At 74.5% G+C, this 26,154-nt stretch carries 25 protein-coding genes; 3 read left to right on the top strand and 22 right to left on the bottom strand.

The genetic code is table 11. The features are described 5' to 3' along the window. Positions 1-22: 22 nt before the first annotated feature. Positions 23-2,290, bottom strand: a complete 2,268-nt coding sequence (locus SK069_RS00545) for a polyribonucleotide nucleotidyltransferase (protein WP_319952219.1) — start codon at positions 2,288-2,290, stop codon at positions 23-25. A 175-nt stretch (positions 2,291-2,465) separates the two neighbouring features. Here SK069_RS00545 and SK069_RS00540 point away from each other — a divergent pair, with 175 nt between their 5' ends. Beyond that, positions 2,466-3,518, top strand: coding sequence for a DUF2330 domain-containing protein (locus SK069_RS00540; protein WP_319952218.1), 1,053 nt, complete (start codon positions 2,466-2,468; stop codon positions 3,516-3,518). Between the two features lie 11 nt (positions 3,519-3,529). On the opposite strand, the gene SK069_RS00535 is transcribed toward SK069_RS00540, so the two are convergent. The 11 genes from SK069_RS00535 to SK069_RS00490 form a co-directional block, all read right to left on the bottom strand. Beyond that, on the bottom strand, positions 3,530-4,042 hold the full coding sequence (locus SK069_RS00535; protein ID WP_319952217.1) for a DsbA family protein: 513 nt from the start codon (positions 4,040-4,042) through the stop codon (positions 3,530-3,532). Next, positions 4,039-4,509 (bottom strand): redoxin domain-containing protein, encoded by a 471-nt coding sequence (locus SK069_RS00530; protein ID WP_319952216.1) that lies wholly within the window; start codon positions 4,507-4,509, stop codon positions 4,039-4,041. Before SK069_RS00530 ends, SK069_RS00535 begins: the two co-directional genes overlap by 4 nt. Positions 4,510-4,624: 115 nt before the next feature. Next, positions 4,625-4,897 (bottom strand): 30S ribosomal protein S15, encoded by a 273-nt coding sequence (gene rpsO, locus SK069_RS00525; protein ID WP_319952215.1) that lies wholly within the window; start codon positions 4,895-4,897, stop codon positions 4,625-4,627. Positions 4,898-4,962: 65 nt separating this feature from the next. Further along, a complete protein-coding gene (locus tag SK069_RS00520; RefSeq protein ID WP_319952214.1) occupies positions 4,963-5,853 on the bottom strand; it encodes a bifunctional riboflavin kinase/FAD synthetase in 891 nt (296 codons plus the stop codon). Further along, positions 5,850-6,722, bottom strand: a complete 873-nt coding sequence (truB, locus tag SK069_RS00515) for a tRNA pseudouridine(55) synthase TruB (RefSeq protein ID WP_319952213.1) — start codon at positions 6,720-6,722, stop codon at positions 5,850-5,852. The genes SK069_RS00520 and truB overlap by 4 nt, the downstream gene beginning before the upstream one ends. After that, positions 6,719-7,717 (bottom strand): DHH family phosphoesterase, encoded by a 999-nt coding sequence (locus SK069_RS00510; RefSeq protein WP_319952212.1) that lies wholly within the window; start codon positions 7,715-7,717, stop codon positions 6,719-6,721. Before SK069_RS00510 ends, truB begins: the two co-directional genes overlap by 4 nt. Continuing rightward, positions 7,717-8,145 (bottom strand): 30S ribosome-binding factor RbfA, encoded by a 429-nt coding sequence (rbfA, locus tag SK069_RS00505; protein WP_319952211.1) that lies wholly within the window; start codon positions 8,143-8,145, stop codon positions 7,717-7,719. Before rbfA ends, SK069_RS00510 begins: the two co-directional genes overlap by 1 nt. Before the next feature lie 34 nt (positions 8,146-8,179). Next, entirely contained in the window at positions 8,180-11,383 is a 3,204-nt protein-coding gene (gene infB, locus SK069_RS00500) for a translation initiation factor IF-2 (protein WP_319952210.1), read from the bottom strand. Then, positions 11,383-11,625 carry a YlxR family protein gene (locus SK069_RS20205; protein ID WP_406628232.1) on the bottom strand — a complete coding sequence of 81 codons (243 nt, stop codon included), beginning with the start codon at positions 11,623-11,625 and terminating at the stop codon, positions 11,383-11,385. Before SK069_RS20205 ends, infB begins: the two co-directional genes overlap by 1 nt. Then, positions 11,622-13,229, bottom strand: coding sequence for a transcription termination factor NusA (gene nusA / locus SK069_RS00495; RefSeq protein ID WP_319952209.1), 1,608 nt, complete (start codon positions 13,227-13,229; stop codon positions 11,622-11,624). Before nusA ends, SK069_RS20205 begins: the two co-directional genes overlap by 4 nt. A gap of 3 nt (positions 13,230-13,232) precedes the next feature. Beyond that, entirely contained in the window at positions 13,233-13,667 is a 435-nt protein-coding gene (locus tag SK069_RS00490; RefSeq protein ID WP_319952208.1) for a ribosome maturation factor RimP, read from the bottom strand. Between the two features lie 126 nt (positions 13,668-13,793). On the opposite strand from SK069_RS00490, the gene SK069_RS00485 reads away from it, so the two are divergent. Beyond that, positions 13,794-14,216 (top strand): hypothetical protein, encoded by a 423-nt coding sequence (locus SK069_RS00485; protein ID WP_319952207.1) that lies wholly within the window; start codon positions 13,794-13,796, stop codon positions 14,214-14,216. 88 nt (positions 14,217-14,304) lie between these two features. Here SK069_RS00485 and SK069_RS00480 read toward each other — a convergent pair whose 3' ends face one another. The 5 genes from SK069_RS00480 to mihF form a co-directional block, all read right to left on the bottom strand. After that, a complete protein-coding gene (locus SK069_RS00480; RefSeq protein WP_319952206.1) occupies positions 14,305-14,688 on the bottom strand; it encodes a hypothetical protein in 384 nt (127 codons plus the stop codon). 82 nt (positions 14,689-14,770) lie between these two features. Next, positions 14,771-16,009 carry a bifunctional phosphopantothenoylcysteine decarboxylase/phosphopantothenate--cysteine ligase CoaBC gene (gene coaBC, locus SK069_RS00475; RefSeq protein ID WP_319952205.1) on the bottom strand — a complete coding sequence of 413 codons (1,239 nt, stop codon included), beginning with the start codon at positions 16,007-16,009 and terminating at the stop codon, positions 14,771-14,773. 133 nt (positions 16,010-16,142) lie between these two features. Next, positions 16,143-16,370, bottom strand: coding sequence for a DNA-directed RNA polymerase subunit omega (gene rpoZ / locus SK069_RS00470; RefSeq protein ID WP_319952204.1), 228 nt, complete (start codon positions 16,368-16,370; stop codon positions 16,143-16,145). A 47-nt stretch (positions 16,371-16,417) separates the two neighbouring features. Then, positions 16,418-16,987, bottom strand: coding sequence for a guanylate kinase (gene gmk / locus SK069_RS00465; protein WP_319952203.1), 570 nt, complete (start codon positions 16,985-16,987; stop codon positions 16,418-16,420). Positions 16,988-16,996: 9 nt separating this feature from the next. After that, positions 16,997-17,350, bottom strand: coding sequence for an integration host factor, actinobacterial type (gene mihF / locus SK069_RS00460; protein ID WP_319952202.1), 354 nt, complete (start codon positions 17,348-17,350; stop codon positions 16,997-16,999). Positions 17,351-17,510: 160 nt separating this feature from the next. Here mihF and SK069_RS00455 point away from each other — a divergent pair, with 160 nt between their 5' ends. Continuing rightward, the gene (locus tag SK069_RS00455; protein WP_319952201.1) at positions 17,511-18,560 is read left to right on the top strand and encodes a quinone-dependent dihydroorotate dehydrogenase; all 1,050 of its coding nucleotides are present in this window, start codon (positions 17,511-17,513) and stop codon (positions 18,558-18,560) included. A gap of 93 nt (positions 18,561-18,653) precedes the next feature. Here SK069_RS00455 and carB read toward each other — a convergent pair whose 3' ends face one another. The 5 genes from carB to pyrR are packed head-to-tail and all read right to left on the bottom strand — an operon-like array spanning position 18,654 to position 26,046. Next, entirely contained in the window at positions 18,654-21,863 is a 3,210-nt protein-coding gene (carB, locus tag SK069_RS00450; RefSeq protein WP_319952200.1) for a carbamoyl-phosphate synthase large subunit, read from the bottom strand. Positions 21,864-21,909: 46 nt separating this feature from the next. Next, positions 21,910-23,151, bottom strand: coding sequence for a glutamine-hydrolyzing carbamoyl-phosphate synthase small subunit (gene carA / locus SK069_RS00445; RefSeq protein ID WP_319952199.1), 1,242 nt, complete (start codon positions 23,149-23,151; stop codon positions 21,910-21,912). A 29-nt stretch (positions 23,152-23,180) separates the two neighbouring features. Next, positions 23,181-24,527, bottom strand: coding sequence for a dihydroorotase (locus SK069_RS00440; RefSeq protein WP_319952198.1), 1,347 nt, complete (start codon positions 24,525-24,527; stop codon positions 23,181-23,183). Continuing rightward, on the bottom strand, positions 24,524-25,462 hold the full coding sequence (locus SK069_RS00435) for an aspartate carbamoyltransferase catalytic subunit (protein WP_319952197.1): 939 nt from the start codon (positions 25,460-25,462) through the stop codon (positions 24,524-24,526). Before SK069_RS00435 ends, SK069_RS00440 begins: the two co-directional genes overlap by 4 nt. Then, positions 25,462-26,046, bottom strand: a complete 585-nt coding sequence (gene pyrR, locus SK069_RS00430) for a bifunctional pyr operon transcriptional regulator/uracil phosphoribosyltransferase PyrR (protein ID WP_319952196.1) — start codon at positions 26,044-26,046, stop codon at positions 25,462-25,464. Before pyrR ends, SK069_RS00435 begins: the two co-directional genes overlap by 1 nt. Positions 26,047-26,154 lie beyond the last annotated feature (108 nt).

Below are 26,154 nucleotides of genomic sequence, written 5' to 3'. Positions count from 1 at the left end.
GGGCGCTCCTCCGCCATCGGTCCTACCGCGACCGCTCGGGATCGCGATCGCGGCGGCGCCGCGGGCGGTCCCCGTCCCGGCCACCGCGCTCGCGGCCGCCGCCGTCGCCGTCGCGACGCTCGCGACGGCCGCCGCCGTTCGACTTCGCCGCGGACAGGGCCTGCAGCTCCTCGACCGTCTTGCCGGCGACGTCGGGGTCGTCGGCGAGCCGCAGCCCGATCCGGCCGCGCTCGCGATCGAGCTCGGCGACGCGGACCTTGATGACGTCGCCCTGCTTCAGGACCTCGTCGACCGTCTCCACGCGCTTGCCCGGGGAGACGTTGGAGATGTGCAGCAGGCCGTCGGTGCCCTTGATGAGCTCGACGAACGCGCCGAAGGTCGTCGTCTTCACGACCTTGCCCTCGAACTCGTCGCCGAGCACGACGTCGCGGGTCATCGCCGACAGGCGCTGCACGAGCTGGTCGCCCTTCTCGCCCGAGGACGAGTAGACGTTGACCGTGCCGTCGTCGGAGATGTCGATCTGGGCCTCGAACTCCTCCTGCAGGCCGCGGATCGTCTCGCCGCCCTTGCCGATGACCATGCCGATCTTCTCGGGATCGATCTTCAGGCTGAGGATCCGCGGCGCGTAGACCGAGAGCTCCTCGCGCGGGCCCTCGATGATCTCGGCCATCTTGCCGAGGATCTCGAGGCGGGCGTCGCGGGCCTGCGCGAGCGCGTCGCGCAGGATCTCGAACGTCACGCCCGTGATCTTGATGTCCATCTGGAGGGCGGTGATGCCCTCCGACGTGCCGGCGACCTTGAAGTCCATGTCGCCGAGGTGGTCCTCGACGCCGGCGATGTCGGTGAGGACGATGTAGTCGTCGCCCTCCTTGATGAGGCCCATCGCGATGCCGGCGACCGGCGCCTTGATCGGCACGCCCGCGTCCATCAGCGACAGCGAGCTGCCGCAGACCGAGGCCATCGACGACGAGCCGTTGGACTCGAGGATGTCGGAGACCACGCGGATCGAGTACGGGAACTCGTCGATCGGCGGCACGACCGGCACGAGCGCGCGCTCGGCGAGGGCGCCGTGGCCGATGTCGCGGCGCTTCGGGCCGCGCATGAAGCCCGCCTCGCCGACGGAGAACGGCGGGAAGTTGTAGTGGTGCCAGTAGTAGCGGTTCGTCTCCAGGCCGAGCCCGTCGACGCGCATCTCCTCCTTCAGCGTGCCGAGCGACGCGACGGAGAGCGCCTGCGTCTGGCCGCGGGTGAAGAGCGCCGAGCCGTGCGTCCGCGGGGCGATGCCGGTCTCGATCGTGATCTGGCGGATCTCGGTCGCCTCGCGCCCGTCGGGGCGCACCTTCTGGACGGCGATCCGGTTGCGGACGGCGGCCTTCTCGAGCGCCGCGGCGATCGAGCGGACCTGCTTGTCGACGTCCGGCTCCTCGCCGTCGGTGCCGAACTCCTCGAGGATCGCGGCCTTGGCCGCCTCGACGGCGTCCTGGCGCTCGAGCTTGTCGACGACCTCGGTGGCCTTCTGGACGGCCTTGCCGTGGGCCTTCTCGATCTTCTTCTGGAGCTTCTCGTCGATGACGGGCGGCTCGTGGACGATCGCGGGCTTGCCGGCCTTCTCGCGCAGCTCGACCTGGACGGCGACGAGCTTCTGGATCTCGCTGTGGGCGATGTCCAGGGCGTCGAGGATCTCGGCCTCGGGGATGAGGTTCGCGCCGGCCTCGACCATGAGGATCGCGTCGGCGGTGCCGGCGACGATGAGGTCGAGGTCGCTCGCGCCGTCCTCGGTCAGCGACTCCTCGGGCGGGTTGACGACGAACTGGCCGTCGATCTTGCCGATCCGGACGGCGCCGACCGCCTGCGCGACGGGGGCGCCGCTGATCTGCAGCGCGGCGGACGCGCCGTTCATCGCGAGGATGTCGTAGGGGTGCTCGTGGTCGATCGAGATCGGCAGCGTCACGAGCTGCGTGTCCCGACGCCAGGTCTTGGGGAAGAGCGGGCGGATCGGGCGGTCGATCATGCGCGCCGTCAGCGTGGCCTTCTCCCCCGCGCGACCCTCGCGCTTGAAGAAGGAGCCGGGGATCTTGCCCGCGGCGTACATCCGCTCCTCGACGTCGACCGTGAGGGGCAGGAAGTCGGCGTCCTTCTCGCGACCGATCGTCGCGGTGGACAGGACGACCGTGTCGCCCTGTCGCACGGTGACCGCGCCGGAAGCCTGCTTGGCGAGCTTCCCGGTCTCGAAGGTGATCTCCTTGCCGGCGATCTCCACGGACACCGTCGTCACGTCGAAGTGACTCATATGTCGTTCCTCGGAACGCGCGCCCATCGGACCTGGCGCGCGGGGTGGCTTCTCATCGTTTCCGAACGGAGCGACCTTAGCGAAACCTCGTGACGTGCAGGCCCGATGCGACGCCGGCCGGGAGCCGACGAGCGGCGGCACGCCAGGTGAGGGCGGTCCGTAACATCGCGCCGCGATGTCGCCGTCCCGCCGCCGTCCCCTCCGGAGCGTCGCCGCGCTCGCGCTCCTCGGCGCGCTCGGCACCGCGACGCCCGCGTCCGCGGCGACGTTCGGCGACGGGGTGCGCGTGGACCGCGAGCGCGCGATCGTCTCGACGGCCGACGGCCAGCAACGGATCACCCTCTCGCTCGACGTGCAGGCGCAGGGCGAGCGCGCCCGCCGGGTCGTGCTCGTGCCGGTCCCCGCCCCGCCGACCGTCGAGGTCGTGCCCCAGGCCCAGACGCGGGCCTTCGTGCGGCTGGCGACCGCCACGGCCCCGGTGCGCGCCGACGGCAGCGCGGGCCCGCCCGACGCCGAGCTGCGCGCGCTCGGCCGGCCGCGCGTCGACGGGTTCGGCGTCGCCGAGCTCCGTGGCCGCCGCGGGCCGGCGGCCGAGCGCGAGCTCGCGCGCTGGGCCCGCCGTCACGGCTACGCGCGTCCGCTGTCGGACACGCCCGCCCTGCGGGACTACGCGCGCCGCGGGTGGTCGTTCGTGGCGATCGAGCTCGCGCGCGACACGCTCGGCGACGAGCCCCGGGCGCTGCGCCCGCTGACGATCCGCTACGCCGCCGACCGCACGAGCTACCCGCTCGGCGGGGCCGCCGGCGCCGACGCGGCGACCGTCGTCCTCTACGCCGTCGGCGCGCACCGCGTGCTCGCGTCCGGCTTCGACACCGCCTTCGCCGGCACGGTCGCCGGACTGCGACCGCCGCTCGGCGACGCGGACCGGGCGCTGCTGCGCGGGACGTACCTCACCCGGCTGCAGGCGTCGGGGCGCTCCGCGGCCCGCAACGCGTCCGTCGCGCTGCGTCGTGGGACGAGCGATCGCCCCTTCCGCGCCACCCCCGACTATCCGTTCGAGTCCGAGCGGGGATTCGCGACCTCGCCGCTGCCGCCCTCCCCCGACGCGGCCCGGGACGACGTCCTGGACGACGCGCCCCCCGGTGCCGCGTGGCTCCTGCTCTTCCCCGTCGTGGGACTGCTCGTCGCCGTGACGTGGCTCGTCGCCCGGCGGCGGGGCCGCCGGTGAGCGGCTGACCGTCAGCCGGCGTGCAGCGCGGCGACCCAGGCCGCGTCGGGCACGCCGTGGTCGACGCCGGCCGGGGTGAGGATGGCCGGCGTCGCGGCCGCGCCGAGCGCGAGGCCGTCGGCGAGGTCGCGCTCGATCCGCGCCGTCGCCGCCGCGTCCCGGCGCGCGCCGTCGAAGGCGTCGACGTCGAGCCCGAGCTCTCCCGCGATCCGCCACAGGTCGGGGTCCTCCGTGCGCCCCGGCTCGGCGAGCAGCCGGTCCAGGAGCGCCCAGAACCGACCCTCGCGCCCCGCGGCCTCCAGCGCGCCCGCGAGCGCCCGCGGGCGCGGTCCGCGCACCCGCAGCACGAGGTGCCGCCAGACGAGGCGCACGGGCCGCGGCGGCTCGCGCAGCAGGCGGGCCGCCTGCTGGCAGCGCGGACAGGTCGCGTCGCCGTAGACGACGACGAGCGGGGCGTCGGCCGGCCCGCAGGCGTGGTCGTCGGGCTGCTCCCGACGCAGCGCGGCGAGCCGGTCGTCGCTCACGCGGCCGGGACGGCCGCCAGCCCCTCTCGGACCTTGTCCGCGCCGGGCAGCTCGCCCGGGCTCGCCGCGAGGTGGCTCCAGGCCACCACGCCGTCGGGAGCGACGACGACGAGCGCGCGGTTCGTCATCCCGGCCGGCTCGAAGTAGGCCCCGAGGGCCTTCGACGCCGCGCCCTTGGGCTCGAAGTCCGAGAGCTGCTCGATGCTGACGCCGAGCTTCTCGCGGAAGGCGATCTGGGAGAAGCTCGCGTCGGTCGACACCGCGTACATCACGGCGTCCTGCTGCGCGAGCTCGCCGAGCAGCTCCTCGTAGACCTGCAGCTGGTCGGTGCAGACCGGGCTGAAGGCGAAGGGGTAGAAGACGAGCACCGTCGTGCGGCCGCGCAGGTCCTCCTGCGTGAAGTCGCTGCCGTCCTCGCGCTTGAGGGTGATCTCCGGGACGGGCGTGCCGGGGGCGATGATGGCCATGGCCCGGATCCTAGTTGCTCCGTCCGCCGCTCCCGGTGACGGTCCAGGAACGAGAACGCCCGCGTCGGGGACGCGGGCGAGCGGTGCCGTGGTGGCGGTGCGCGTCGCCGCGGGACTACTTGCGCAGCCCGAGTTCCTTGATGAGGCCGCGGTAGCCCTCGAGGTCGTCCTTGCGCAGGTAGTTCAGGAGACGACGACGGCGGCCGACGAGCATCAGGAGCCCGCGGCGCGAGTGGTGGTCCTTCTTGTGCTCGCGCAGGTGCTCCGTGAGGAGGTTGATCCGCTCGGTGAGCAGCGCGATCTGGACGCGGGTGGACCCCGTGTCGGTGTCGGACTCGCCGAACTGCCCGACGATCTCCTGCTTCCGTTCCTGCGTGAGCGACGACATGCGACGAGGGAAGGTAGCAAGAAGCCCCTGCTGATGCGGCCCGCCTCGGAGGGGCGGCCCGCCGCTCAGACGGGTGCGAGGCGCCGGGTGTCGTCGACGTCGCGCCCGATCTGGGCGATGAGCTCGTCGACGCTGTCGAACCGCTGCTCCCCGCGGAGGCGGTGCAGGAACTCCAGCTCGAGCTGCTGGCCGTAGAGATCGCCCTCGTAGTCCAGGAGGTACGCCTCGACGAGGACGCCGAGCGCCGACTCGAACTGGGGCCGGATGCCGATCGACACGGCCGCCGTGCGGCGGCTGCCGTCGGCGAGCGTCGCCCGGCAGGCGTAGACCCCGTGGGCCGGCAGCGCGTGGCCATCCGGCGGATGGAGGTTCGCGGTCGGGAAGCCGATCTCGCGACCGCGCTTCTCGCCGTGCTCGACGGTCCCGCCGATGACGAACGGCTCGACGAGCAGCTCGTGCGCCTCGGCGACCTCGCCCCGGGCGACGAGCTCGCGCACGCGCGTCGAGGAGACGGTCTCGCCGCCCTCGCGTCGCAGCGGGACGATCGTCGTATCGAAGCGCCCGTCGGCGGCGAGGAGCTCGGGCGTGCCGGTCGCGCCGTGGCCGAAGCGGAAGTTCTCCCCCACCCGGACCCCGCGGACGTCGAGGCGCTCGACGAGGATCTCCTCGACGAACTCGGCGGGCGCCTGGCCGGCGACGTGGGCGTCGAAGGGGATGAGGACGAGCTCGAGGACTCCGACGTCGCCGACGAGCCGGGCGCGACGCTCGACGGTCGTCAGCTGCGGCGGGGTGCGCCCCGGCGCGATGATCGTCGTGGGGTGCGGGTGGAACGTCAGGACCGTGTCGGCCCCGGCGATGACCTCCCGGTGCCCGAGGTGCACCCCGTCGAACATCCCGAGAGCGACCGTGCGGGGCCGGGCATGGACCTCCGCGAGGGGGACGATGCGCGCCGTCACGCCCGGAAGCCTACGACGGGATGGATCCGGCCGTCCGGCTCGCGGCGTCCGATGGCGATCGCCTCGCCGTCGTGGAGCAGCGCGACCTCGCTGCCCGCGGGCGCGTCGGGCAGCTCGAGCCGCTGCCCGTGGCCGGCGCGGCGCGCCTCGTCCGCGTCGAGCTCGTGGACCGGGAGCACGATCGGGAGGACGTCCGCCAGCGGCACGACGCGCCACGCGGCCGGCTCCTCCTCGGGCTGGTGGGCGTCGGCGACCCGGTAGGGCCCGATCGCCGTGCGCCGCAGCTCGAGGCAGTACGCGTCGCCGAGGTCCGCGACGAGGCTGCGCACGTACGTCCCCGACGAGCAGTCGATCGCGTAGGCGGCCCGGTCCCCGGAGCGCCAGAGCTCGTCGAAGCGCGACACCTGGACCTCGCGCTCGGGCACCTCGACCTCCTCGCCCCGCCGGGCGCGCCGGTAGGCGCGCTCGCCATCGATCCGGACCGCCGAGTACGCGGGCGGCCGCTGCCGCACCAGCCCGGTGGGCAGCTGGAGCGCCGGCGGTGCCGGCGGGATCCGGCCGGTGCGCTCGATCTCGCCCTCCGGGTCGCCCGTCGACGAGCGGGCGCCGAGCTGCGCCACCGTCTCGTAGGACTTCGGCAGCGCGAGGAGGTAGGGCTGCAACCGGGTGGCGCGACCGATGAGGACGAGCAGCAGGCCGGTCGCGAAGGGGTCGAGCGTCCCGGCGTGCCCGACGCGCCGGGCCTTGCGTCCGCCGAGGGCCCACCGGACGCGGCCCACCATGTCGTGGCTGCTGCGCCCGGCGGGCTTGTCGATCAGGAGGACGCCGTCGGGGACGCCGGCGCCCGCAGCGGACGGCGTCGCGGTCACCGGTGCGCGAGGAGCTGCTCGGCGAGGAAGCGCACGAGCTCGTCCTCGCCCATCGTCGTGGTGAAGCCGGCGGCCTGCGGGTGCCCGCCGCCGCCCCCGGCGCGGGCGATCGCCGAGACGTCGATCGTCCCGTCGGCGGCCCGCAGCGAGACCTTCGTGCGCACGTCGTCGTCGGTCCCGGGGAGCTCGCGGGCGACCGCGGCGACCGTCGTGCCCGCGACGGTCCGGACGTGGTCGATGATGCCCTCCGTCTCGCTCTCGTCGGCGCCCGTGTCGGCGTAGTCGGAGCGGCGCAGGTGCACGACGGTGAGCGCGCCGTCGAGCTCGCGCCGCACCCGCTCCAGGGCCCGTCCCAGCAGCGCGAGCTTCGCCCACGGCACGCCCTCGTAGAGCCGGCGGTAGGCGTCGAACGGCGCGACCCCGCAGGCGATGAGGTCCGCCGCCATGAGGTGCGACCGGGTCGAGGTGTTGCCGTACATGAACCGGCCCGTGTCGGTCACCAGGCCGATGTAGAGCGCCTGCGCCGTCTCGCGGTCGGGCTCGACGCCGAGGTCGGGGAGCAGGTCCCACAGGATCTCGGCGGTGCACGAGGCCGACGGATCGACGAGGTCGACGTCCCCGAACCGGGTGTTGTCGTGGTGGTGGTCGACGTTCAGGACGGTCCGCGCGCCCTCGCGGACGCCGGGGACCGGCATCCGGTCGGCGTTGCCGCAGTCGACGTAGACCGCCGTCCGCTGCTCGAGGTCGTCGGGGACGGTGGTGGTCACCGTCTCGAGCGCGAGGCCGCGGTACTCGCGGGGCACCGGCATGTCGGCGGCGTCGAGGACCGCGACGACGTCCTTGCCGATCTGGCGCAGCGCGCGGGAGAGCGCCACGACCGAGCCGAGCGCGTCCCCGTCTGGGTGCTCGTGGGAGACGACGACGAACCGCTCGTCGTCCCGGAGGCGCTCGAGGACGAGGCGTCGGGCCGTGTCGACGGGCAGCTCGGGGGCCATCAGGCTGAGGCCCCGCCGCTCGTCGCCGGGTCGTCGGGCGGCGCGTCGCCGTCGGCGTCGTCCTCGGACGACGGCACGGCCGGAGGCGGCGGATCGTCGAGGAGCTCCTGGATGCGCATCGCGCGGTCGATCGTCTCGTCGAGCTCGAACCGCAGGACGGGCGTGTTCTTCAGCCCGAGCTCGTGCCCGATGCGCCGCTGCAGGAACCCGCTCGCCGAGCGCAGCCCGGCGATCGTGTCCTCCGGCTCGGGCGCGTCGGGCGTGGGCAGGACGCTCACCAGCACGGTGGCGTGGCTGAGGTCCGAGCTCGTGCGGACCCCCGTGATCGTGGCGAACCCGATCCGGGGATCCTTCATCTCGTGCTGCAGCACGTCGCCGAGGACCTTGCGCAGGGCCTCGTCGACGCGCCGCATGCGGTCGGGCTTCACCGGGGGCCTCCCGTCGCGCCGGGCAGCGGCCCGCTCACGACAGCTCGCGCTCGACCGACTTCGTCTGGAAGACCTCGATGATGTCGCCCTCCTTGACGTCCGGGTAGTCCCGCAGCACGATGCCGCACTCGAACCCGGTCGCGACCTCGCGCGCGTCCTCCTGGAAGCGCCGGAGGCTCTCGATCTTCGTCGTCGTGACGACGTTGCCGTCCCGGATGAGCCGCGCGCGGCCGTTCCGGATCATCTTGCCGTCGGTGACGTAGGAGCCCGCGATCGTGCCGACCTTCGACGCGCGGAAGATCTGGCGCACCTCGGCCTGACCGACGGTCTCCTCGACCTGCTCCGGATCGAGCAGGCCCTCCATCGCGTCGCGCAGGTCGTCCAGCGCGCGGTAGATCACCTCGTAGCTGCGGATCTCGACGCCCTCGCGGTCCGCGACGCGCTGGGCGTCGCCGACCGGGCGGACGTTGAAGCCGATGATCACCGCGCCCGAGGCCGCCGCGAGCATGACGTCGGACTCCGTGATGCCGCCGACGCCGGAGCGCACGACGTCCACGAAGACCTCGGTCTGCGGGAGCTTCGAGATCTCGTCCTCGAACGCGCCGAGCGAGCCCGCGACGTCCGACTTGAGGATGAGCGGCAGGCCCTTCATCTCCGCGCCGCTCTGGGCGCGCTTGAAGACGTCCTCGAGCGCGAACTTGCGGCCGGAGCGCCGGGCGATCGCCTCGGTCTTCAGCCGGTTCGCCCGCTCCTCGGCGCGCGTGCGCGCCGTGCGCTCGTTCTCGACCACGAGGGCGACGTCGCCGGCGGACGGCACGCCGTTCCAGCCGAGGACCTCGACCGGGTCGCCGGGGCCGGCGACCTCGACGCGCTCGCCCGTGTAGTCGATGAGCGCGCGGACGCGAGCCCACTCGCCGCCGGCGACGAGGGCGTCGCCGATCTCCAGCGTGCCGCGCTGGATGAGCATGGTCGCGACCGGGCCACGGCCCGGATCGAGCTTCGACTCGATGATCGCGCCGTGCGCCTCGGTGTCCGGGTTCGCGCGCAGCTCGAGCAGCTCGGCGACGACGCCGATCGTGTCGAGCAGGTCGCCGAGGCCCTCGCCGGTCTTCGCGGAGACGTCGACGAACTCGGTCTCGCCGCCCCACTCGGCCGGCGTGATGCCCTTCTCCGCCATCTCGGCACGGACGCGCGCCGGGTCGGCGCCCTCCTTGTCGATCTTGTTGACGGCGACGATGATCGGGACGTCGGCGGCCTTCGCGTGGTCGATGGCCTCCTGCGTCTGCGGCTTCATGCCGTCGTCGGCGGCCACGACGACCACGACGATGTCGGTGATCTCCGCGCCGCGGGCGCGCATGGCGGTGAACGCCGCGTGGCCCGGGGTGTCGAGGAAGGTCACCGTCAGGTCGTCGTGGTGGACCTGGTAGGCGCCGATGTGCTGCGTGATGCCGCCCGCCTCGCTGGCGGCGATCTCCGTCTCGCGCAGCTTGTCGAGCATCGAGGTCTTGCCGTGGTCGACGTGACCCATGATGGTCACGACCGGCGGCCGCTCCTCGAGGTCCTCCTCGGCGTCCTCGAAGACGAGCTCCGGGATCTCCTCGTCGGCGGCGGTGACGATCTCGATCTCGCGCTCGAACTCCGTCGCGAGCAGCTCGATCGTGTCGTCGGACAGCGACTGCGTGAGCGTCGCCATCTCGCCCATGAGCATGAGCCGCTTGATGACGTCGGGGACCGGGACGCCGAGGTGCTCGGCGACGTCCTTGACGGTGGCGCCCGAGTTGATCTTCGGGACGTCGACCGTCTTGCTGTTGTCGCGGTTGATCGGCGCCAGCGCCTCCTCGATGCTCTGGCGGCGGCGACGACGACGCGGGCGACGGCTCGGCGGTCCGCCCGGACCGGGGCGGCGCGGGCCGCCCGGCTGGTCGATGACGACCCGACGGCGGCCCGGGCCACCGCCCGGTCCGCCGGCACGACCGCCGGCGCCGGCGCGCTGCGGGCGCGTGGCGGACGGGTCGGGCATCGCGATGATCTTCGGACCCGCGCCCTGCGCCGGCTTCTCGCCGGGCGCGAGCGGCCCCTTCGGGACGTCGGGCTTGCGGGTGCGCAGGTCGCGCGTCGGGACCGGCGCCTCGGGGTCCACCGGCTTGCGGCGCTGGAACGGCGAGGGCGTGCCGGCCGGACGCGCGCCCGGGGTCGGCTTGGGCCCGAGCGGCCGCGCGCCGGGGGTCGGCTTCGGGCCGAGCGGGCGATCGCCGCCGCCGCCGCTGCGGCCGTCGCGGCCGGTCGGCCGCTCGCTGCGTCGCGGACCGCGATCGTCGGGACGGCCACCGCGGCCGTCGGGACGTCCGCCGGGACGCTGGGGCTGGCCGCCGGGGCGCTGCGGCTGCCCGGGCCGCTGGGGCTGACCGCCCGGGCGCTGCGGCTGACCGCCGCCGCCGGGCCGGACCGGACCGCGCGCGCTCGTGGTCGGCGACTGCGCCGGGCGCGCGGGCGCCTTCGGCGCCGCGGGCTGGGCCTGCTGGATGACGCGCGGGCCGAGCGGCTTGCCGCCGCGCTCGCCGCCGGGCGCGGGACGCACGGGGCGCTGCGGGGCGTCCGCGCCCGGGCGCACGGGACGCTGCGGGGCCGGCTGCGCCGGACGCGCGCCAGGGGTCGGCTTCGGCCCGAGCGGACGGGCGCCGGGGGTCGGGCGCGGCCCGAGGGGGCGGTCGTCGCCACCACCGCGACCGGCCGGTGCGGCCGGGCGGGCGGGGCGCTGGCCGGCCGGCGCGCCGGGGCGCGCGGGACGCTGGGGGGCACCTCCGGCGGGGCGCTGCCCGGCGGGAGTCGCCGGACGCTGCCCGGCGGGCGCCGCGGGACGCTGCCCGGCGGGCGCCGCGGGACGCTGCCCGGCGGGCGCCGCGGGACGCTGACCCGCCGGAGCGGCCGGCCGCTGGGCGGCGGGACGCACCGGACGCTGGCCGGCGGCGCCCGCCGCCGGGCGCACGGGGCGCTGCGGGGTGCCGGCGGGCGCGGGGCGCGCGGGGCGCGCCGGAGCCGCGGCCTTCGCGGGCGCGGCGGGCTTCGCCGGCGCCTCGTCGCCGCCCCCGCGCGCCTTCAGCGCGCGCAGCGCGACGGCCTCGTCCACGCTGGACGAGGCGCTCGAGATGTCGTGGCCGTCCTTCTGGAGGGCGTCGATCACCTGCTTGCTCGGGAGGCCCTGGGCCTTGGCGATCTCATGCACGCGCTTGTTCGCCATCAGAGTGAGTGTAGAAAGTCCTGGTCGTTGCTGATCGGCCGTCGGAACGCGCGCGGCAGCGCGCGGCGCTCGACGGCGGTGCGGGCGCAGTCTGCGCCGCACACGTAGGCGCCGCGCCCGGGGGCGCGGCGCGCGCGGTCGACGACCACCTGGTCGCCGTCCGCGGCGAGGCGCTGGAGCAGCGCCTGCGGCGCGCGCCGGCCGCAGCCGACGCACCGCCGCTCGGGTTGGTGGGCGCTCAGGCCGACGGCGCGTCCTCCGCCTCGACCGGCGCCTCGTCCACCGGGGCGTCGCCCTCGGGGACCTCGGCCGCGTACTCGCCCTGGGCGGCCTCCGCGTCGGCGTAGTCGCCCTCCGCGGCGTACTCGCCCTCGGTCGCGTACTCGTCCGCGGCGACCTCGCCCTCGGCGTACTCGCCGTCGGCGGCCTCCGCGTACCCGGCGCTCGGGTCGATGCCCTGCTCCGCCAGTCGCTGGGCGTACGCCTCGCCCGCGCGATCGACGATCTCCTGGACGTCCTCCTGGGACTTGTCCGGATCGGCGAGCGCGTCGAGCTCGTCCTCGGGGAGGTCGTCGAGCACCGCGACCTCGACCATCCCGAAGCGCACGAGCGCCTGGTGGCCGGGGAGGCCGCAGAAGATCGAGCCGGGCAGCGCCGCGTTCGGGCAGCGGCGGCCGCTCGTGAGGATCGCCTGGCAGCGGCCGTCGCCCTGCGGCTCCTCGACGTCGGCGCCGTCGCCGCCGGTCGCGGCGGCCTGCGCGAGCACGTCGCTGGACTTCTTGATGTCGATCCGCCAGCCGGTCAGGCGCGCGGCGAGCCGCACGTTCTGCCCCTCCCGGCCGATCGCCTTCGTGAGGTCCTCGTCCGGCACGACGACCGTCGCCTGGCGCTGCTCGTCGTCGATGAAGACCTCGCGCACCTGCGCGGGCGAGAGCGCCTTGGCGATGAACCGGCCGGGCTCGTCGTTGTACGGGATGATGTCGATCTTCTCGCCCTTGAGCTCCGAGACGACCATCCGGACGCGCGAGCCCCGGGGGCCGACGCAGGCGCCGACCGGGTCCACGCCGTTGGCGTGGGAGACGACGGCGATCTTCGAGCGGTAGCCGGGCTCGCGGGCGACGCCCGTGATCTCGACGAGGCCGTCGGCGATCTCCGGGACCTCGAGCTCGAAGAGCGCGCGGATGACCTCGGGATCGCGTCGCGAGACGATGATCGACGGGCCCTTCGCGGACTGCGAGACCTCCTTGATCACCGCCTTCAGGCGCTGGTTGTGGTCGTAGCGCTCCCCGTAGACCTGCTCGGAGCGGGGCAGCAGGGCCTCGACGCGGTCGCGCAGCTGCAGCAGCGTGTAGCGGTTGTCGGACTGCTGGACGATGCCGGTGACCATCTCGCCGACGCGGTCGGCGAACTCGTCGTACATCATGTCCCGCTCGGCCTCGCGGATCCGCTGGAGGATCACCTGCTTGGCGGTCTGCGCGGCGATGCGACCGAAGTCGTCCGGCGTGACGTCCTGCTCGGGGATCTCGTCGCGGTGCTCCGCGAGCTTCTCCGCCGGGATCTCGACCTCGGTGGGCTCGACCCACTCCCCCGTCTCGGGGTCCTCGTAGGACTGCTCGTCGATCGTCTCGACGATGAGGCCGGCCTCGAGCATCTCCGGCACGAGGAGCTCGATGACGCGATAGTCGCCCGATTCCTGGTCGAGCTCGACGCGCGCGTACTTCGCAGCCTCCGGCTGCTTCTTGTACGCGGAGAGGAGCGCGTCCTCGAGCGCGGCGACGAGCCGCTCCTCGGGGATCCCCTTCTCGCGCGCCAGCGCGCGCATCGCTTCGATGATCTCGCGAGACATGGGCTACTCCTCGATCAGGTTGCTGCGGTGGATGCCGGCGTACGGGACCGTGACCATCCCGTCGTCGGCGGCGAGCGTGACGGCGACGTCGTCCGCGCCGACGAGCTCCCCGGAGAAGGACCGGCGGGGCCGGGTGCCGACGCCGTCCAGCGGCTCGCGGGTGCGGACCCGCACGCGCCGGCCGACGTAGCGACGGAAGTGCTCCGGCTTCACGAGCGGACGCTCCGTGCCGGGCGAGGACACCTCGATCGCGTACTGCTCGCGCAGCTCGCCGAGGTGGTGCGTGACCTCCGCGCAGAGGTCGAGCGTGACCCCGTCGGGATGGTCGATGACCACGCGGAGCGTGCCGCCCGAGACGACCTCGGCCAGCAGCACCTCGACCGCCGGGGCGGCGTCCCGGAGGCGGGCTTCGACGGTGTCCTGGATGGAAGTGGTCATCGGGTGGTGTTCGGCCACGAAAAAGGCGGGCTCGATGCCCGCCTCGGAGTGCCGCGGTGCGGCGTCCTCGAATGCTGGGGTTGTCCGGCGTCCGGAGACGACGGAGACCGATCGTACCATCGGCGGATGCGGCCGGCAGCAGGGCATCGACCGGGGCACCCGCCCCCGGGGGAGCACGACGGGGCGGCGGCGGCCGTCGAGGAAGCCCTGCGTAGCGCCGGCGTGGCCGCCCACCGGCCGGCTCCCGGCGAGTGGGGACTGACCGTCCCGTGCGCGGGCTTGCCGCTGCACGTCGGGCTCGCGCTGCGCGGCGGGCTCCTGCGCGCCCAGGCCGAGGCCTGCGCCCCCGGACGGGTCGACCCCGGCTGGCTCCTGCACCGCAACCGCCGCGACCTGCGCCTCGTGCGGTTCGCGACGTCGGCGGCCGGCGCGGTGTGGGTCCAGGGCGACCTGCCGGCGGACGGGGTGCGGGCCGCCGCGGTCGACGAGCTCCTCGGCCGCCTGCTCGACGCGGCGGCCGCGGTCCGCGCGGTCGCCGCGCACGCGTGACCCGCCGCGCCGGAGCCCGGCCGCTCGGTGGCCGGCGCGCCGCCGCGCGGGCCGGGCCGGACGGCGTCCCCGGCCCGCGGCGCGACGGTCAGGCGTCGTCGGCGACCTCGCGCTCGAGCGCGGCGATCGTCCGGTCGCGGTACACGCGGTAGTCCGCGCGCTGGGGCTGCAGCAGCGCGGCCATCGTCAGCGGCGGGCGGGCCTCCGCGTGCCGGCCGAGCAGCTGCAGCGCGCGACCGAGGCAGAACTGCGCGTAGTCGTTGTTCGGCTCGGCGTCGACGACCGCGGCGAACTCCCCGGCGGCCTCGCGGAACCGCTGGGCGCCGAAGAGCGCGCGCCCGAGCGCCTCGCGCACCATCCGCGAGTCGGGCTCGAGGTCGCGGGCCCGCATGAGCGGCAACGTGGCGGCGTGATGGTCGCCGTGCTCCAGCAGGGCGGCACCGGATCGATAGAGCTCGTAGGCGTCGGGCATGTCGCGAACCTCCACACCGAGTGTGACAACCCGGTCAAGCGGAAACGGCGCGCCGCGTCCGTCCCGCGCCGTCGCGTGCGGCTCAGGACGCCGCGGCGCGCAGCTCGAGGACGCGGTCGAGGATCGCGTCGGCGATCTGCTCCTTCGCCGCGCGCGCGACGACGCGCTCGTCCTCCGCGGTCACGATCGTCACCGCGTTGTCGGTCGCGTCGAAGGCGATCCCGGGCTGGGAGACGTCGTTCAGGACGACGCCGTCGAGGCCCTTGCGCCGGAGCTTGCCGCGGGCGTGCTCGAGCGCGCCCTCGCCGTGCTCGGCGGCGAAGCCGATGAGCGTCTGGCCCGGACGGCGAGCGGCGGACAGCTCGCGCAGGACGTCGACCGTCGACTCGAGCTCGATCGTCAGGCCCTCGCGGCCGTCCTTCTTGATCTTCCCGCCGGCGGGATCGGCCGGTCGGAAGTCCGCGACCGCGGCGGCCATCACGAGGACGTCGGCCTCCGCGAACGCCGAGCCGCAGGCCTGGCGCAGCTCCTCGGCGGTCCCGACGCGCACGACCCGCGCGCCCGGCGGGTCGGGCAGCGCGACGTTCGCCGCGACGACGATGACCTCGGCGCCGCGCGCGGCCGCGCGCGCCGCGACCGCGTAGCCCATGCGCCCCGAGGAGCGGTTGCCGACGTAGCGGACCGCGTCGATCGGCTCGCGCGTGCCGCCCGCCGAGACGAGGAGCCGCACGCCGGCGAGGTCCCTGCCGCGGCCGAGCGCGGCCTCGATCGCGGCGAGGAGCTGCTCGGGCTCGGCGAGCCGGCCGTCGCCGGACTCGCCGATCGACGCGAGCCGCCCGGACCCGGGCGGGACGATCGTCGCGCCGTCCTGCGTCAGCTGCGCGACGTTGCGGGCGGTGGCGGGGTGGTGCCACATCCGGTGGTTCATCGCGGGCGCCACGAGCACCGGGCCGTCGGCGGCGAGGTACGCGGAGGTGACGAGGTTGTCGGCGCGGCCCTGGGCGAGCGCGGCGATCGTGTTCGCCGTCGCCGGGGCGACGACGTAGGCGTCGGCGGCCTCGACGACCGCCAGGTGGCTGATCGGCTCGTGCGCCGGCACGGGGTCCCCGGGGAAGGCCCCGCGCAGCGGGTCCGGCTGCCACTCGTCGACGAGGACCGGGGCGCCGGTGATGGCGCGGAACGTCTCCGGCGCGACGAACCGCTGGCTCGCCGGCGTCTGGAGGACGCGCACCGCGTGGCCGGCGCCCGTCGCGAGCCGGACCAGGTGGACGGCCTTGTAGGCGGCGATCCCGCCGGTGACCCCGAGCAGCAGACGTGCCATCGACGGGGAGCCTACGCGCCCACGGGTCGCCGGCCCCTCGGCGGGAGCCGCGCTGCACGCGGGCGGTCGCCGGGCTCGAGGACGACGACGGGCCGCCCTGGGGCGGCCCGTCGGCAGGTCCGGTGTCCGCGGGTCAGCGGTACCGGTAGGAGATCTTGCCCGCCGCGACTTCCTCGAGGGCGATCGTGAGGTAGTTCTTCGACGCCGTCTCGACCATCGGCGGCGGGAACTCGTCGAAGGCGCCCTCGCCGAGGTTGTGGTAGTAGGCGTTGATCTGCCGCGCGCGCTTGGCGGCGACGAGGACCGACGCGTAGTGCGAGTCGACGTTGTCGAGCAGCTGGTCCATCCGCGGCGAGATCATCCAAGCCAGTGTAGCGGGCCGCACCGCGGCGTCCCGGCCCGGCGCCCTCAGCCGGCCGTGGCGGTCGCGAGCTGCTCGCGCACGATCCCGACGAGCCGCTCGGTGGTCGCGTCGAGGTCGTCGTTGACCAGCAGGTGGTCGAACTGCTCCTGCTGGCGCAGCTCGCCCCGGGCGACGTCGAGCCGGCGCTCGATGACCTCGGGGTCGTCGGTCCCCCGACCGGCGAGCCGCTCGCGCAGGACGTCGAAGCTCGGCGGCGCGACGAACACCTGGACCGCCTCGGGCATCGTCCCGCGGATCTGCTGCGCGCCCTGGACCTCGATCTCCAGCACGACGGGCGCGCCGGCGGCGAGATGGCGCTCGAGCTCGGACCGCAGGGTGCCGTACCGGCGGCCGGCGTACTCGGCGTGCTCGACGAACTCCCCGTCCTCGACCTTCCGGTGGAAGGTCTCCTCGTCGAGGAACCAGTAGTCGCGACCGTCCTGCTCGCCCGCGCGCGGCGCGCGGGTCGTCGCGGAGACGCTCAGGCGCAGCTCCGGCACCGCCGCGCGGAGGCGACGGATAAGCGTGCCCTTGCCGACCCCCGAGGGACCGGTGATGACGAAGACGCGCGCCACCGCCCGGGGTCAGCCGCGCGGCTGCCGGAGCGCCTGGACGAGCTCGGCGCGCTGGCGCGGCGTGAGGCCGCCGATCGTCTTCGACGCGGAGATCCGGCACTGGGCGAGGATCTTCCCGGCGCGGACGCGCCCGTACTTCGGAACGGCCAAGAGCATGTCCATGACCTTCGCCGTCTCGAGCCACTCCGGCGGCGACTCGAGGAGCCGATCGATCGACTGCCGTCCGGACTTCAGGTCCCGCTTCAGCGCCGCCCGCTTCGACCGCACCTCGTTGGCGCGCTGCAGCGCGTCCAGTCGCTGGTTGAGCGACCGCTCCGGAGTGGTGACGGAGGACTTGGACGGAGCGTTGGCCGGGGACGACATCGGTCGGCGAGTCTACCCCCCGATCGGCGCCGGCGCGGGCCGTGTTCGGCAACTCACCTCGACCTGAAGTCGAGGTCAAGGGACGTGGAGCGGAGGTCGGGCCCGCGGCGCGGCGGCGGCGGCCGTCGGTGCGTACGGCGCCCGTGGCACGATGTCGCCCGTGCTGTACGAGCGAACGGTCCGCCCGCTGCTCTTCTCCCTCGGCGGAGGCGACGCCGAGGTCGCTCACGCCCGGACCGTGGCCGGGCTCGCCCGGCTGTCGCGACGACCGGCGCTGCTGCATGCGATCTCCCAGGCGTGCGGACCGCGGACCCCGCGGACCGTCTTCGGGGTCCGCTTCCCGGGCGTCCTGGGGCTCGCCGCCGGCGCGGACAAGGACGGCTCGGCCCTCCCCGCGTGGACGGCGCTGGGCTTCGGGTTCGTCGAGGTCGGGACCGTCACCGCCCTCCCCCAGCCCGGCAACCCGCGCCCTCGGCTCTTCCGCCTGCCGGAGAGCGAGGCCGTCATCAACCGGATGGGCTTCAACAACCGCGGCGCCGCGGCGCTCGCCGCGCGGCTGCGGCAGCTCGGGCCGCTCGGCGCCCCGCTCGGCGTGAGCCTCGGCAAGTCGAAGGCGACCCCCGTCGAGGACGCGCTGGAGGACTACCGTCGCTCGCTCCGGCTGCTCGCGCCCTTCGCCGACTACGTCGCGATCAACGTGAGCTCGCCGAACACGCCGGGCCTGCGCGGCCTGCAGGACCGGGCCGCGCTCGACGAGCTCGTCGGCGGACTGCGCGAGGAGGCGGTCGCCCTCGCGGGCGACGCGTCCCCCGTGCCGCTGCTCGTGAAGATCGCCCCCGACCTCGACGACGCGGCGATCCACGAGCTGCTCGAGGTCTGCGACGCGCACGCCGTCGCCGGGCTCATCGCCACGAACACGACCATCGGCCGGGCCGGCCTGGCGGGCGCGGACGCGCCCCTGGCGGGTGAGGCGGGAGGCCTCAGCGGGCGGCCGCTGCGCGAGCGCGCTCGCGAGGTCGTCGCGCGGGTGGTGGCCGAGACCGGCGGTCGCCTGCCGGTGATCGGGGTCGGCGGCATCGGCTCGCCCGACGACGCGCTGCGGATGCTCGACGCGGGCGCGAGCCTGCTGCAGCTCTACACCGCGATGGTCTACCGCGGGCCCGGGCTCGTGCGCCGGATCGACCGCGCCGTCGCCCGCGCCGGCCGGTAAGCCGGCCGCCGCGAGCGAGCGCGGGCGCGGGCCCGCCGCCGCGCCGGACGACCCGCGCCGGGTGCCGCCGCGGCCGGACCGGTCGTCCGCGCGCTAGAGCTCCTGCAGGGCGACGACCTCGAGCTCGCCCTCGGAGGCGGCCTTGATCGCCCGCGCGGCGGCGAGGCCCGCGGAGACCGTCGTCAGGCACGGCACCCCGGCCGTGATCGCGGCCCGCCGGATCTCGTAGCCGTCGGTGCGCGCGCCCGAGCCGGTCGGGGTGTTCACGACGAGGACGATCTCCCCCGCCTCGATGCCGGCGACCGCGGTGCGGTGGCCGGACGGGTCGGCACCCGTGTCCGGCAGCACGTCCTGGAGCTTGGCCACCGGCTCGCACGGGACGCCCATCCGCGCGATCGACTCCTGGGTGCCCCGGGTGGCGAGGAGCTCGAACCCGAGGTCGTGCAGGAGCTGGGCCACCGCCACGGCACCCGGCTTGTCGGCGTCGGTCACGGAGATGAACGCCGTGCCCCCGGACGGCAGGGGCGAGCCTGCCGCGGCCTGGGCCTTCGCGAACGCGGCCGGGAAGTCCCGCGCCACGCCCATGACCTCGCCGGTGGAGCGCATCTCGGGACCGAGCAGCGCGTCCGAGCCGACGAACCGGTCGAACGGCAGCACCGCCTCCTTCACCGCGATGTGGCCGCCGGCGAACGGATCGGCGGGCAGGTCGAGATCGGCGATGCGCTCGCCGAGCATGATCCGGCAGGCCATCTTCGCCAGCGGGACGCCGATCGCCTTCGAGACGAACGGGACGGTCCGCGACGCGCGCGGGTTCGCCTCGATGACGTAGAGCTCGCCCCCGTGGACGGCGAACTGGATGTTGATCAGCCCGCGCACGCCGAGCTCGAGCGCGATGCCGCGCGTCCACTCCCGGATCCGGTCGACCATCTCGTGGCCGAGCGAGTGCGGCGGCAGGACGCACGCCGAGTCGCCGGAGTGGATCCCGGCCTCCTCGACGTGCTGCATGATGCCGCCGACCCAGACGTCCTCGCCGTCGCAGAGCGCGTCGACGTCGACCTCGATCGCGTTCTCGAGGAACCGATCGAGGAAGATCGCCTTGCCGGACGTCGTGTCCGCCTCGCGCTCGAGGTAGTCCGCCAGGCCGTCGCGGCCGTAGACGATCTCCATCGCGCGTCCGCCGAGCACGTAGCTCGGGCGCACGAGCAGGGGATAGCCGACGCGGTCGCCCGCCTCCAGCGCGCCGTCGAAGTCGGTCGCCGTCGCGTAGGGCGGCGCCTGGTAGCCGAGCTTCGCGAGCACGTCGCCGAACGCGCCGCGGTCCTCGGCCCGGTCGATCGCCTCGACCCCGGTGCCGAGGATCGGCACGCCGGCGGCCTGGAGGCCCTCGGCGAGGCGCAGCGGCGTCTGGCCGCCGAACTGGACGATCACCGCGACGTCGTCGCGTCCGGAGGCCTGTCGCTCGACCTCGATCACGCCGAGGACGTCCTCGAGCGTCAGCGGCTCGAAGTACAGCCGGTCCGACGTGTCGTAGTCGGTGGAGACCGTCTCGGGGTTGCAGTTGATCATCACCGCGTCCCGGCCGCTGGCGCGGACGGTCATCGCGGCGTGGACGCAGCAGTAGTCGAACTCGATGCCCTGGCCGATCCGGTTCGGGCCGGCACCGAGGATGACCACCGCCTGCCGGTCGCTCCCCGCGGCGACCTCGTGGGCGGGGCGGGCCACGCCGTCGGCGCCCACGACGGGCCGCTCCCAGCCGGAGTAGAAGTACGGCGTCGAGGCGGCGAACTCGGCGGCGCAGGTGTCGACGGACTTGAACGTCCGAACGAGCTGTGCGTCGTCGCCCGGCGTGGGATCGGCGCCGAGCGCGATCGCGCGCAGCTCGGCGAGGTACCACGCGTCGATCCCGGTGCTCTCGTGGAGCTGCTCGTCGGTCGCGCCGCGGCGGATCGCCTCGAGCAGGACGTCGTAGCGCTCGGTGCGCGGCTCGCGGATCCGCTCGACGAGGTCCTCGACGCTCTCGTCCTCGCCGATGACGACCTTCGCGTCGAGCTCGCGCGAGCGCATCGCCTTCACGAACGCCTGGCGGAACGTGCGGCCGATGGCCATCGCCTCGCCGACGCTCTTCATGTGCGTCGAGAGCCGCTCGTCGACCCCGACGAACTTCTCGAACGCGAACCGCGGCCACTTCACGACGACGTAGTCGATCGTCGGCTCGAAGGCAGCCGGCGTCGCCTTCGTGATGTCGTTCGTGATCTCCTCGAGCCGGTAGCCGACGGCGAGCCGCGCGGCGATCTTCGCGATCGGGAAGCCGGTCGCCTTCGACGCCAGCGCCGAGCTGCGCGAGACGCGCGGGTTCATCTCGATGACGAGGATCTCCTCGGTCTCGGGATTGACCGCGAACTGCACGTTCGAGCCGCCGGTCTCCACGCCGACCGCGCGGATCACGCGGATCGCCTGGTCGCGCAGCTGCTGGTAGAGGCGGTCGGTGAGCGACTGCTGCGGGGCGACGGTCACCGAGTCGCCGGTGTGCACGCCCATCGGGTCGATGTTCTCGATCGAGCAGACGATCACGACGTTGTCGGCGTGATCGCGCATCACCTCGAGCTCGAACTCGCCCCACCCGATCACGGACTGGTCCACGAGGACCTGGCCGATCGGCGAGGCGTCGAGCCCGCCGCGGACGATCTGGCGGAACTGCTCCTCGGTCCGGGCGATGCCGCCGCCGCGGCCGCCGAGCGTGAACGCCGGGCGGACGATCGCCGGCAGGCCCGCGATCTCGAGCGCCTCGGCGATCTGGCGCTCGACCTCCGCGGCCGGGAGCGGCGCGCCGTCGGCGGCGTCGCCCTCCTTCGAGCGGATGATCATCGAGGCGGGCATCTTCAGCCCGGCCTTCTCCATCGCGATCGCGAACAGGTCGCGGTCCTCGGCGCAGTTGATCGCGTCGTAGTTCGCGCCGATGAGCTCGACGCCGTAGCGCTCCAGCGTGCCGTCCTCGTGCAGCGCCTTGGCGAGGTTCAGCGCCGTCTGGCCGCCGAGCGTCGGCAGCAGCGCGTCGGGACGCTCCTTGGCGATGATCTGGGCGACCGGACCGGGCAGGAGCGGCTCGACGTACGTCGCGTCGGCGAACTCCGGGTCGGTCATGATCGTCGCCGGGTTGGAGTTCACGAGGACGACCTCGTAGCCCTCCGCGCGCAGGACCTTGCAGGCCTGCGCGCCGGAGTAGTCGAACTCGGCGGCCTGGCCGATCACGATCGGGCCGGAGCCGAGGATCATGATCCGGCGGATGTCGTCGCGGCGGGGCATCAGGCGCTCCGGGGGTCGAGGTCGATCTGCAGGCGGTCGGCCGCGCTCACCGAGCGGCCTCGTCGTCGCCGGTCACGCCCGCGGCCCTCGCGGCCGCGTCGCCGGTCTGCTTCGTGATCCCGGCGAGGGAGGGCGGGGCGCCGTCTCGCTTGCCGATCTGGTCGAGGAACCGGTCGAAGAGGTAGTGGGCGTCGTTCGGGCCGGGCGCCGCCTCCGGGTGGTACTGGACCGTGGCGGCGTTGGCCTCGGGCAGGACGAGCCCCTCGACGGTGCGGTCGTAGAGGTTCAGGTGGCTCAGCTGCGCGGGGCCGAAGTCGGTCTCCCAGCGCACCGGCTCGTCGCCGTCGATCCGGCCCGTGCCGTCCGGCGTCTGGACCGCGAAGCCGTGGTTCTGGGAGGTGATCTCCACCCGACCGGTGGTGAGGTCCTTCACCGGGTGGTTGCCGCCGCGGTGGCCGAACGGCAGCTTGTAGGTCTCCAGGCCCACCGCCTGGCAGAGCAGCTGGTGGCCCATGCAGATGCCGAAGATCGGCTTCTGCCCGATGAGCTCGCGGATCGTCTCGACGACGTGCGGCACGGCGCCGGGGTCGCCGGGGCCGTTGGCGAGGAAGACGGCGTCGGGATCGCCCTCGAGGACCGCGGCGGGACCGTCGCTCAGGGGATGCAGGCGCACGCGCGCGCCGCGGCGGACGAGCTCGGAGACGATCGACCGCTTGATGCCGGTGTCGAGCGCGGCGATCAGCGGCCCGTCGTTCTCGGCGCCGACGATCTCGGCCCGCTCCGGCGTCACCGTCGACGCGAGGTCCTGGCCGGCCATCGGCGGCTCGGCGGCGACCGCGGCCGCCGCCTGCTCCGTCGGCACGTCGCCGGCGAAGAGCCCCCCGCGCATCGCGCCGGTGTCGCGCAGGTGGCGGGTGAGCGCTCGCGTGTCGACGCCGGTGATCGCCGGCACGCCGCAGTCGCGCAGCCAGTCCAGCCAGCCCTGCTCGGCCGCCGGCGCGTCGTCGTGGTTCACCGCCTCGCGCATGATCACGGCGCGGACGTGGATCCGGTCGGACTCCATCGCCGAGCCGCTGACGCCGTAGTTGCCGATCTGCGGATACGTGAAGACGAGCAGCTGCCCCGCGAAGGACGGGTCGGTGACCGACTCCTGGTAGCCGGCCATGCCGGTCGTGAAGACGACCTCCCCCGTGGCGTCCACGGCGGCGCCGCAGGCGAGCCCGTCGAAGCGGGTGCCGTCCTCCAGCAGCAGGTAGGCGGGGCGCAGGTCGTCCGATGCGGCGGTCATGAGGGTGATCCGGTCCTCCGGGACAGGGGTCAGGCGGTCGCGCCCAGGGCGGGGTCGGTGTGCGCGACCCCGCCGTCGGCGACCGTCAGCAGCACGCGCCCGCGGACGCGGCGGCCGTCGAAGCAGCAGTTGCGCGAGCGGCTCACGTAGCCGTGCTCGCCGACCGTCCACTCGCGCTCGAGGTCCACGAGCGCGAGGTTCGCCCGCTCGCCGACCGCGATGGTCGGCGTCTCGAGGTCCATGAGCGCGGCGCCGGCGACGAGCCGCTGGACGACGGTGGCCAGCGGCAGGACGCCGGGGCGCACGAGCTCGGTGTAGACGACGGCGAACGCGGACTCGAGCCCGGTCGTGCCCATCGGGGCCTGCTCGAACGGGACGTCCTTCTCGTCCGGCGCGTGCGGCGCGTGGTCGGTCGCGATGCACTCGACGGTGCCGTCGCGCAGGCCCTCGATGAGGGCCTGGCGATCCTCCTCGAACCCGAGCGGCGGGTTCATCTTCATCGAGGTGTCGAGCTCGCGGACGGCGTCGTGCGTCAGCAGCAGGTGGTGCGGGGAGGCCTCGCCGCTGACGCGGTAGCCCTTCTCCTTCGCCGCGCGCAGCGCCTCGATCGAGGCGACGGCCGAGAGGTGCTGGAAGTGCACCCGCCCGCCCTCGTAGCCGGCGATCGCGGCGTCGCGGGCGACCATCGTCGACTCCGAGAGGCTCGGGATGCCCGGCAGGCCGAGGCGGGCCGAGACGGCGCCCTCGCGCATCGAGCCGCCGGCCGAGAGCGTCGGGTCCTCCTCGTGCAGCGCGATGACGCCGCCCGCGAGGCGCTGGTACTGGATCGCGCGACGCAGGACGCCGGCGCTCGTCACGGGGCGACCGTCGTCGGTGAAGCCGACGGCGCCGGCGGCGCGCAGCTCGGCCATCTCGGTCAGCTCGTCGCCCTGCAGGCCGCGGGTGATCGCCGCCGTGAAGCCGACGGGGATCCGGGCGCTCCGCAGCGCGGCCTCGCGCAGCGAGCCCAGGAGCGACGCCGAGTCCACGACGGGTGAGGTGTTCGGCATCGCCACCACGGCGCAGTAGCCGCCGGCGGCCGCCGAGAGCGTGCCGGACTCGAGGTCCTCCTTGTGCTCCTGGCCGGGCGTGCGGAGGTGGACGTGCGGGTCCACGAAGCCCGGGAAGAGATGGCGGCCCTCGCCCTCGACGATCTCGACGCCGGGGCCGGGCTCGACGGAGCCGGGCGCGCCGATCTCCGCGATCTCGCCGCCGCGCACGAGGACGTCGGCCGGCTCGTCGATGCCGTCGTTGGGATCGAGCACGTGGGCGTGCCGGATCAGCAGGTCGGCGTCGGTCTCCGGCCCGCCGGACCAGACGAGGGGGCGCAGGCTCATCGGGCGACCTCCGGGGTCAGGGCATCGGGCGCGACGGCGGGGGTGGCGGCCAGCACCTCGTAGAGGACGGCCATCCGCACCAGCACGCCGGCGCGCACCTGGTCGAGGATCAGCGACCGCGGACCGTCGACGACGTCGCCGGCGAGCTCGACGCCGCGGTTCACCGGACCGGGGTGCATGAGCAGCTGGTCGGGGCCCAGGCGGCGGGCGTCGATCTGGTAGACGGCGGCGTACTCGCGCAGCGACGGCACCCAGGCCTGGCGCATCCGCTCGTGCTGCATCCGCAGGGTGTAGACGACGTCGGCCTCCTGCAGGCCGTCGAGCGAGTAGCGCACCTCGCACCCCAGGACGTCGAACTCCTGCGGGATGAGGGTCGGCGGTCCGCAGACGGTGACCTTCGCGCCCATCGTCTGCAGCGCGAGCACGAGCGAGCGGGCGACGCGGCTGTGACGGACGTCGCCGACGATCCAGGCGCGCAGGCCGTCGAGCGAGCCGAGCCGCGACCGCAGCGTGTAGACGTCCAGCAGCGCCTGGGTCGGGTGCTCGTGCTGGCCGTCGCCGGCGTTGACGATCGCCGCGTCGGTCCACTTCGTGATGAGCTGCGACGCGCCGGCCCACGGCGTGCGCACGACGATCGCGTGCGGGCGGTGCGCGGCGAGCGTCTGGACGGTGTCGCGCAGCGACTCGCCCTTCTCGACCGACGAGCCGGACGCCGCGAAGTTCACGACGTCCGCCGAGAGCCGCTTCGCCGCCAGCTCGAAGCTCGAGCGGGTGCGCGTGGAGGACTCGTAGAAGAGGTTCAGGACCGTGCGGCCGCGGAGCGCCGGGACCTTCTTGATCGGCCGGTCGGCGACCTCGGCGAACGACGCGGCGCGGTCGCAGATCCGCTCGATCGCCGCGCGGTCGAGGTCCTCGATCGAGAGCAGGTGCCGCATCAGCGCGCCTCCGGGTCGTCGGGGTGGGCGTCGCCGCGCTCGATCGCGACCTCGTCGCGACCGTCGACCTCCTCCAGCCGGACGTTCACGCGCTCGGCGGTGGCGGTCGGCAGGTTCTTCCCGACGTAGTCGGCGCGGAACGGCAGCTCGCGGTGGCCGCGGTCGACGAGGACGGCGAGCTGCACCCGCCCGGGCCGGCCGTAGTCGAAGATCGCCTCGATCGCCGACCGGATCGTGCGTCCGGTGTAGAGGACGTCGTCGACGAGCACGACCGAGGCCCCCTCGACCGGCACGGCGTCGAGGTGCGTGGCGTGGATCACCGGCCCGGCCGGGTCGGCGCCCCCGGCGCCGCGGGTCGCGAGATCGTCGCGGTAGAAGGCGATGTCGAGGTCGCCGAGCGGGACCTCGCGGTCCAGCAGCTCGCTGAGGCGCCGCTGGAGCCGGGCGGCGAGGACCGCCCCGCGCGTGTGGATGCCGACGACGACGAGCTCGGACGGGTCCGGGTGCCGCTCCACGATCTCGTGGGCGATCCGGGCGAGCGTGCGCGACAGGTCGTCGCCGTCGAGGACGGTGGTCTCGGACACGGGGAGCGGTCGTCCCGGCCTCACGGGACCGGCTTAACGAACCGCCGCTGACCCTAGCAGCGGCGACGGCGTCGGTCGTGACGGAGCGCACCGAGCGGCGCCACGCGG

This window comes from Patulibacter brassicae, assembly GCF_033949425.1.
Taxonomy (GTDB): Bacteria; Actinomycetota; Thermoleophilia; order Solirubrobacterales; family Solirubrobacteraceae; genus Patulibacter; species Patulibacter brassicae.
This window is presented reverse-complemented; position numbering and strand designations above follow the sequence as displayed.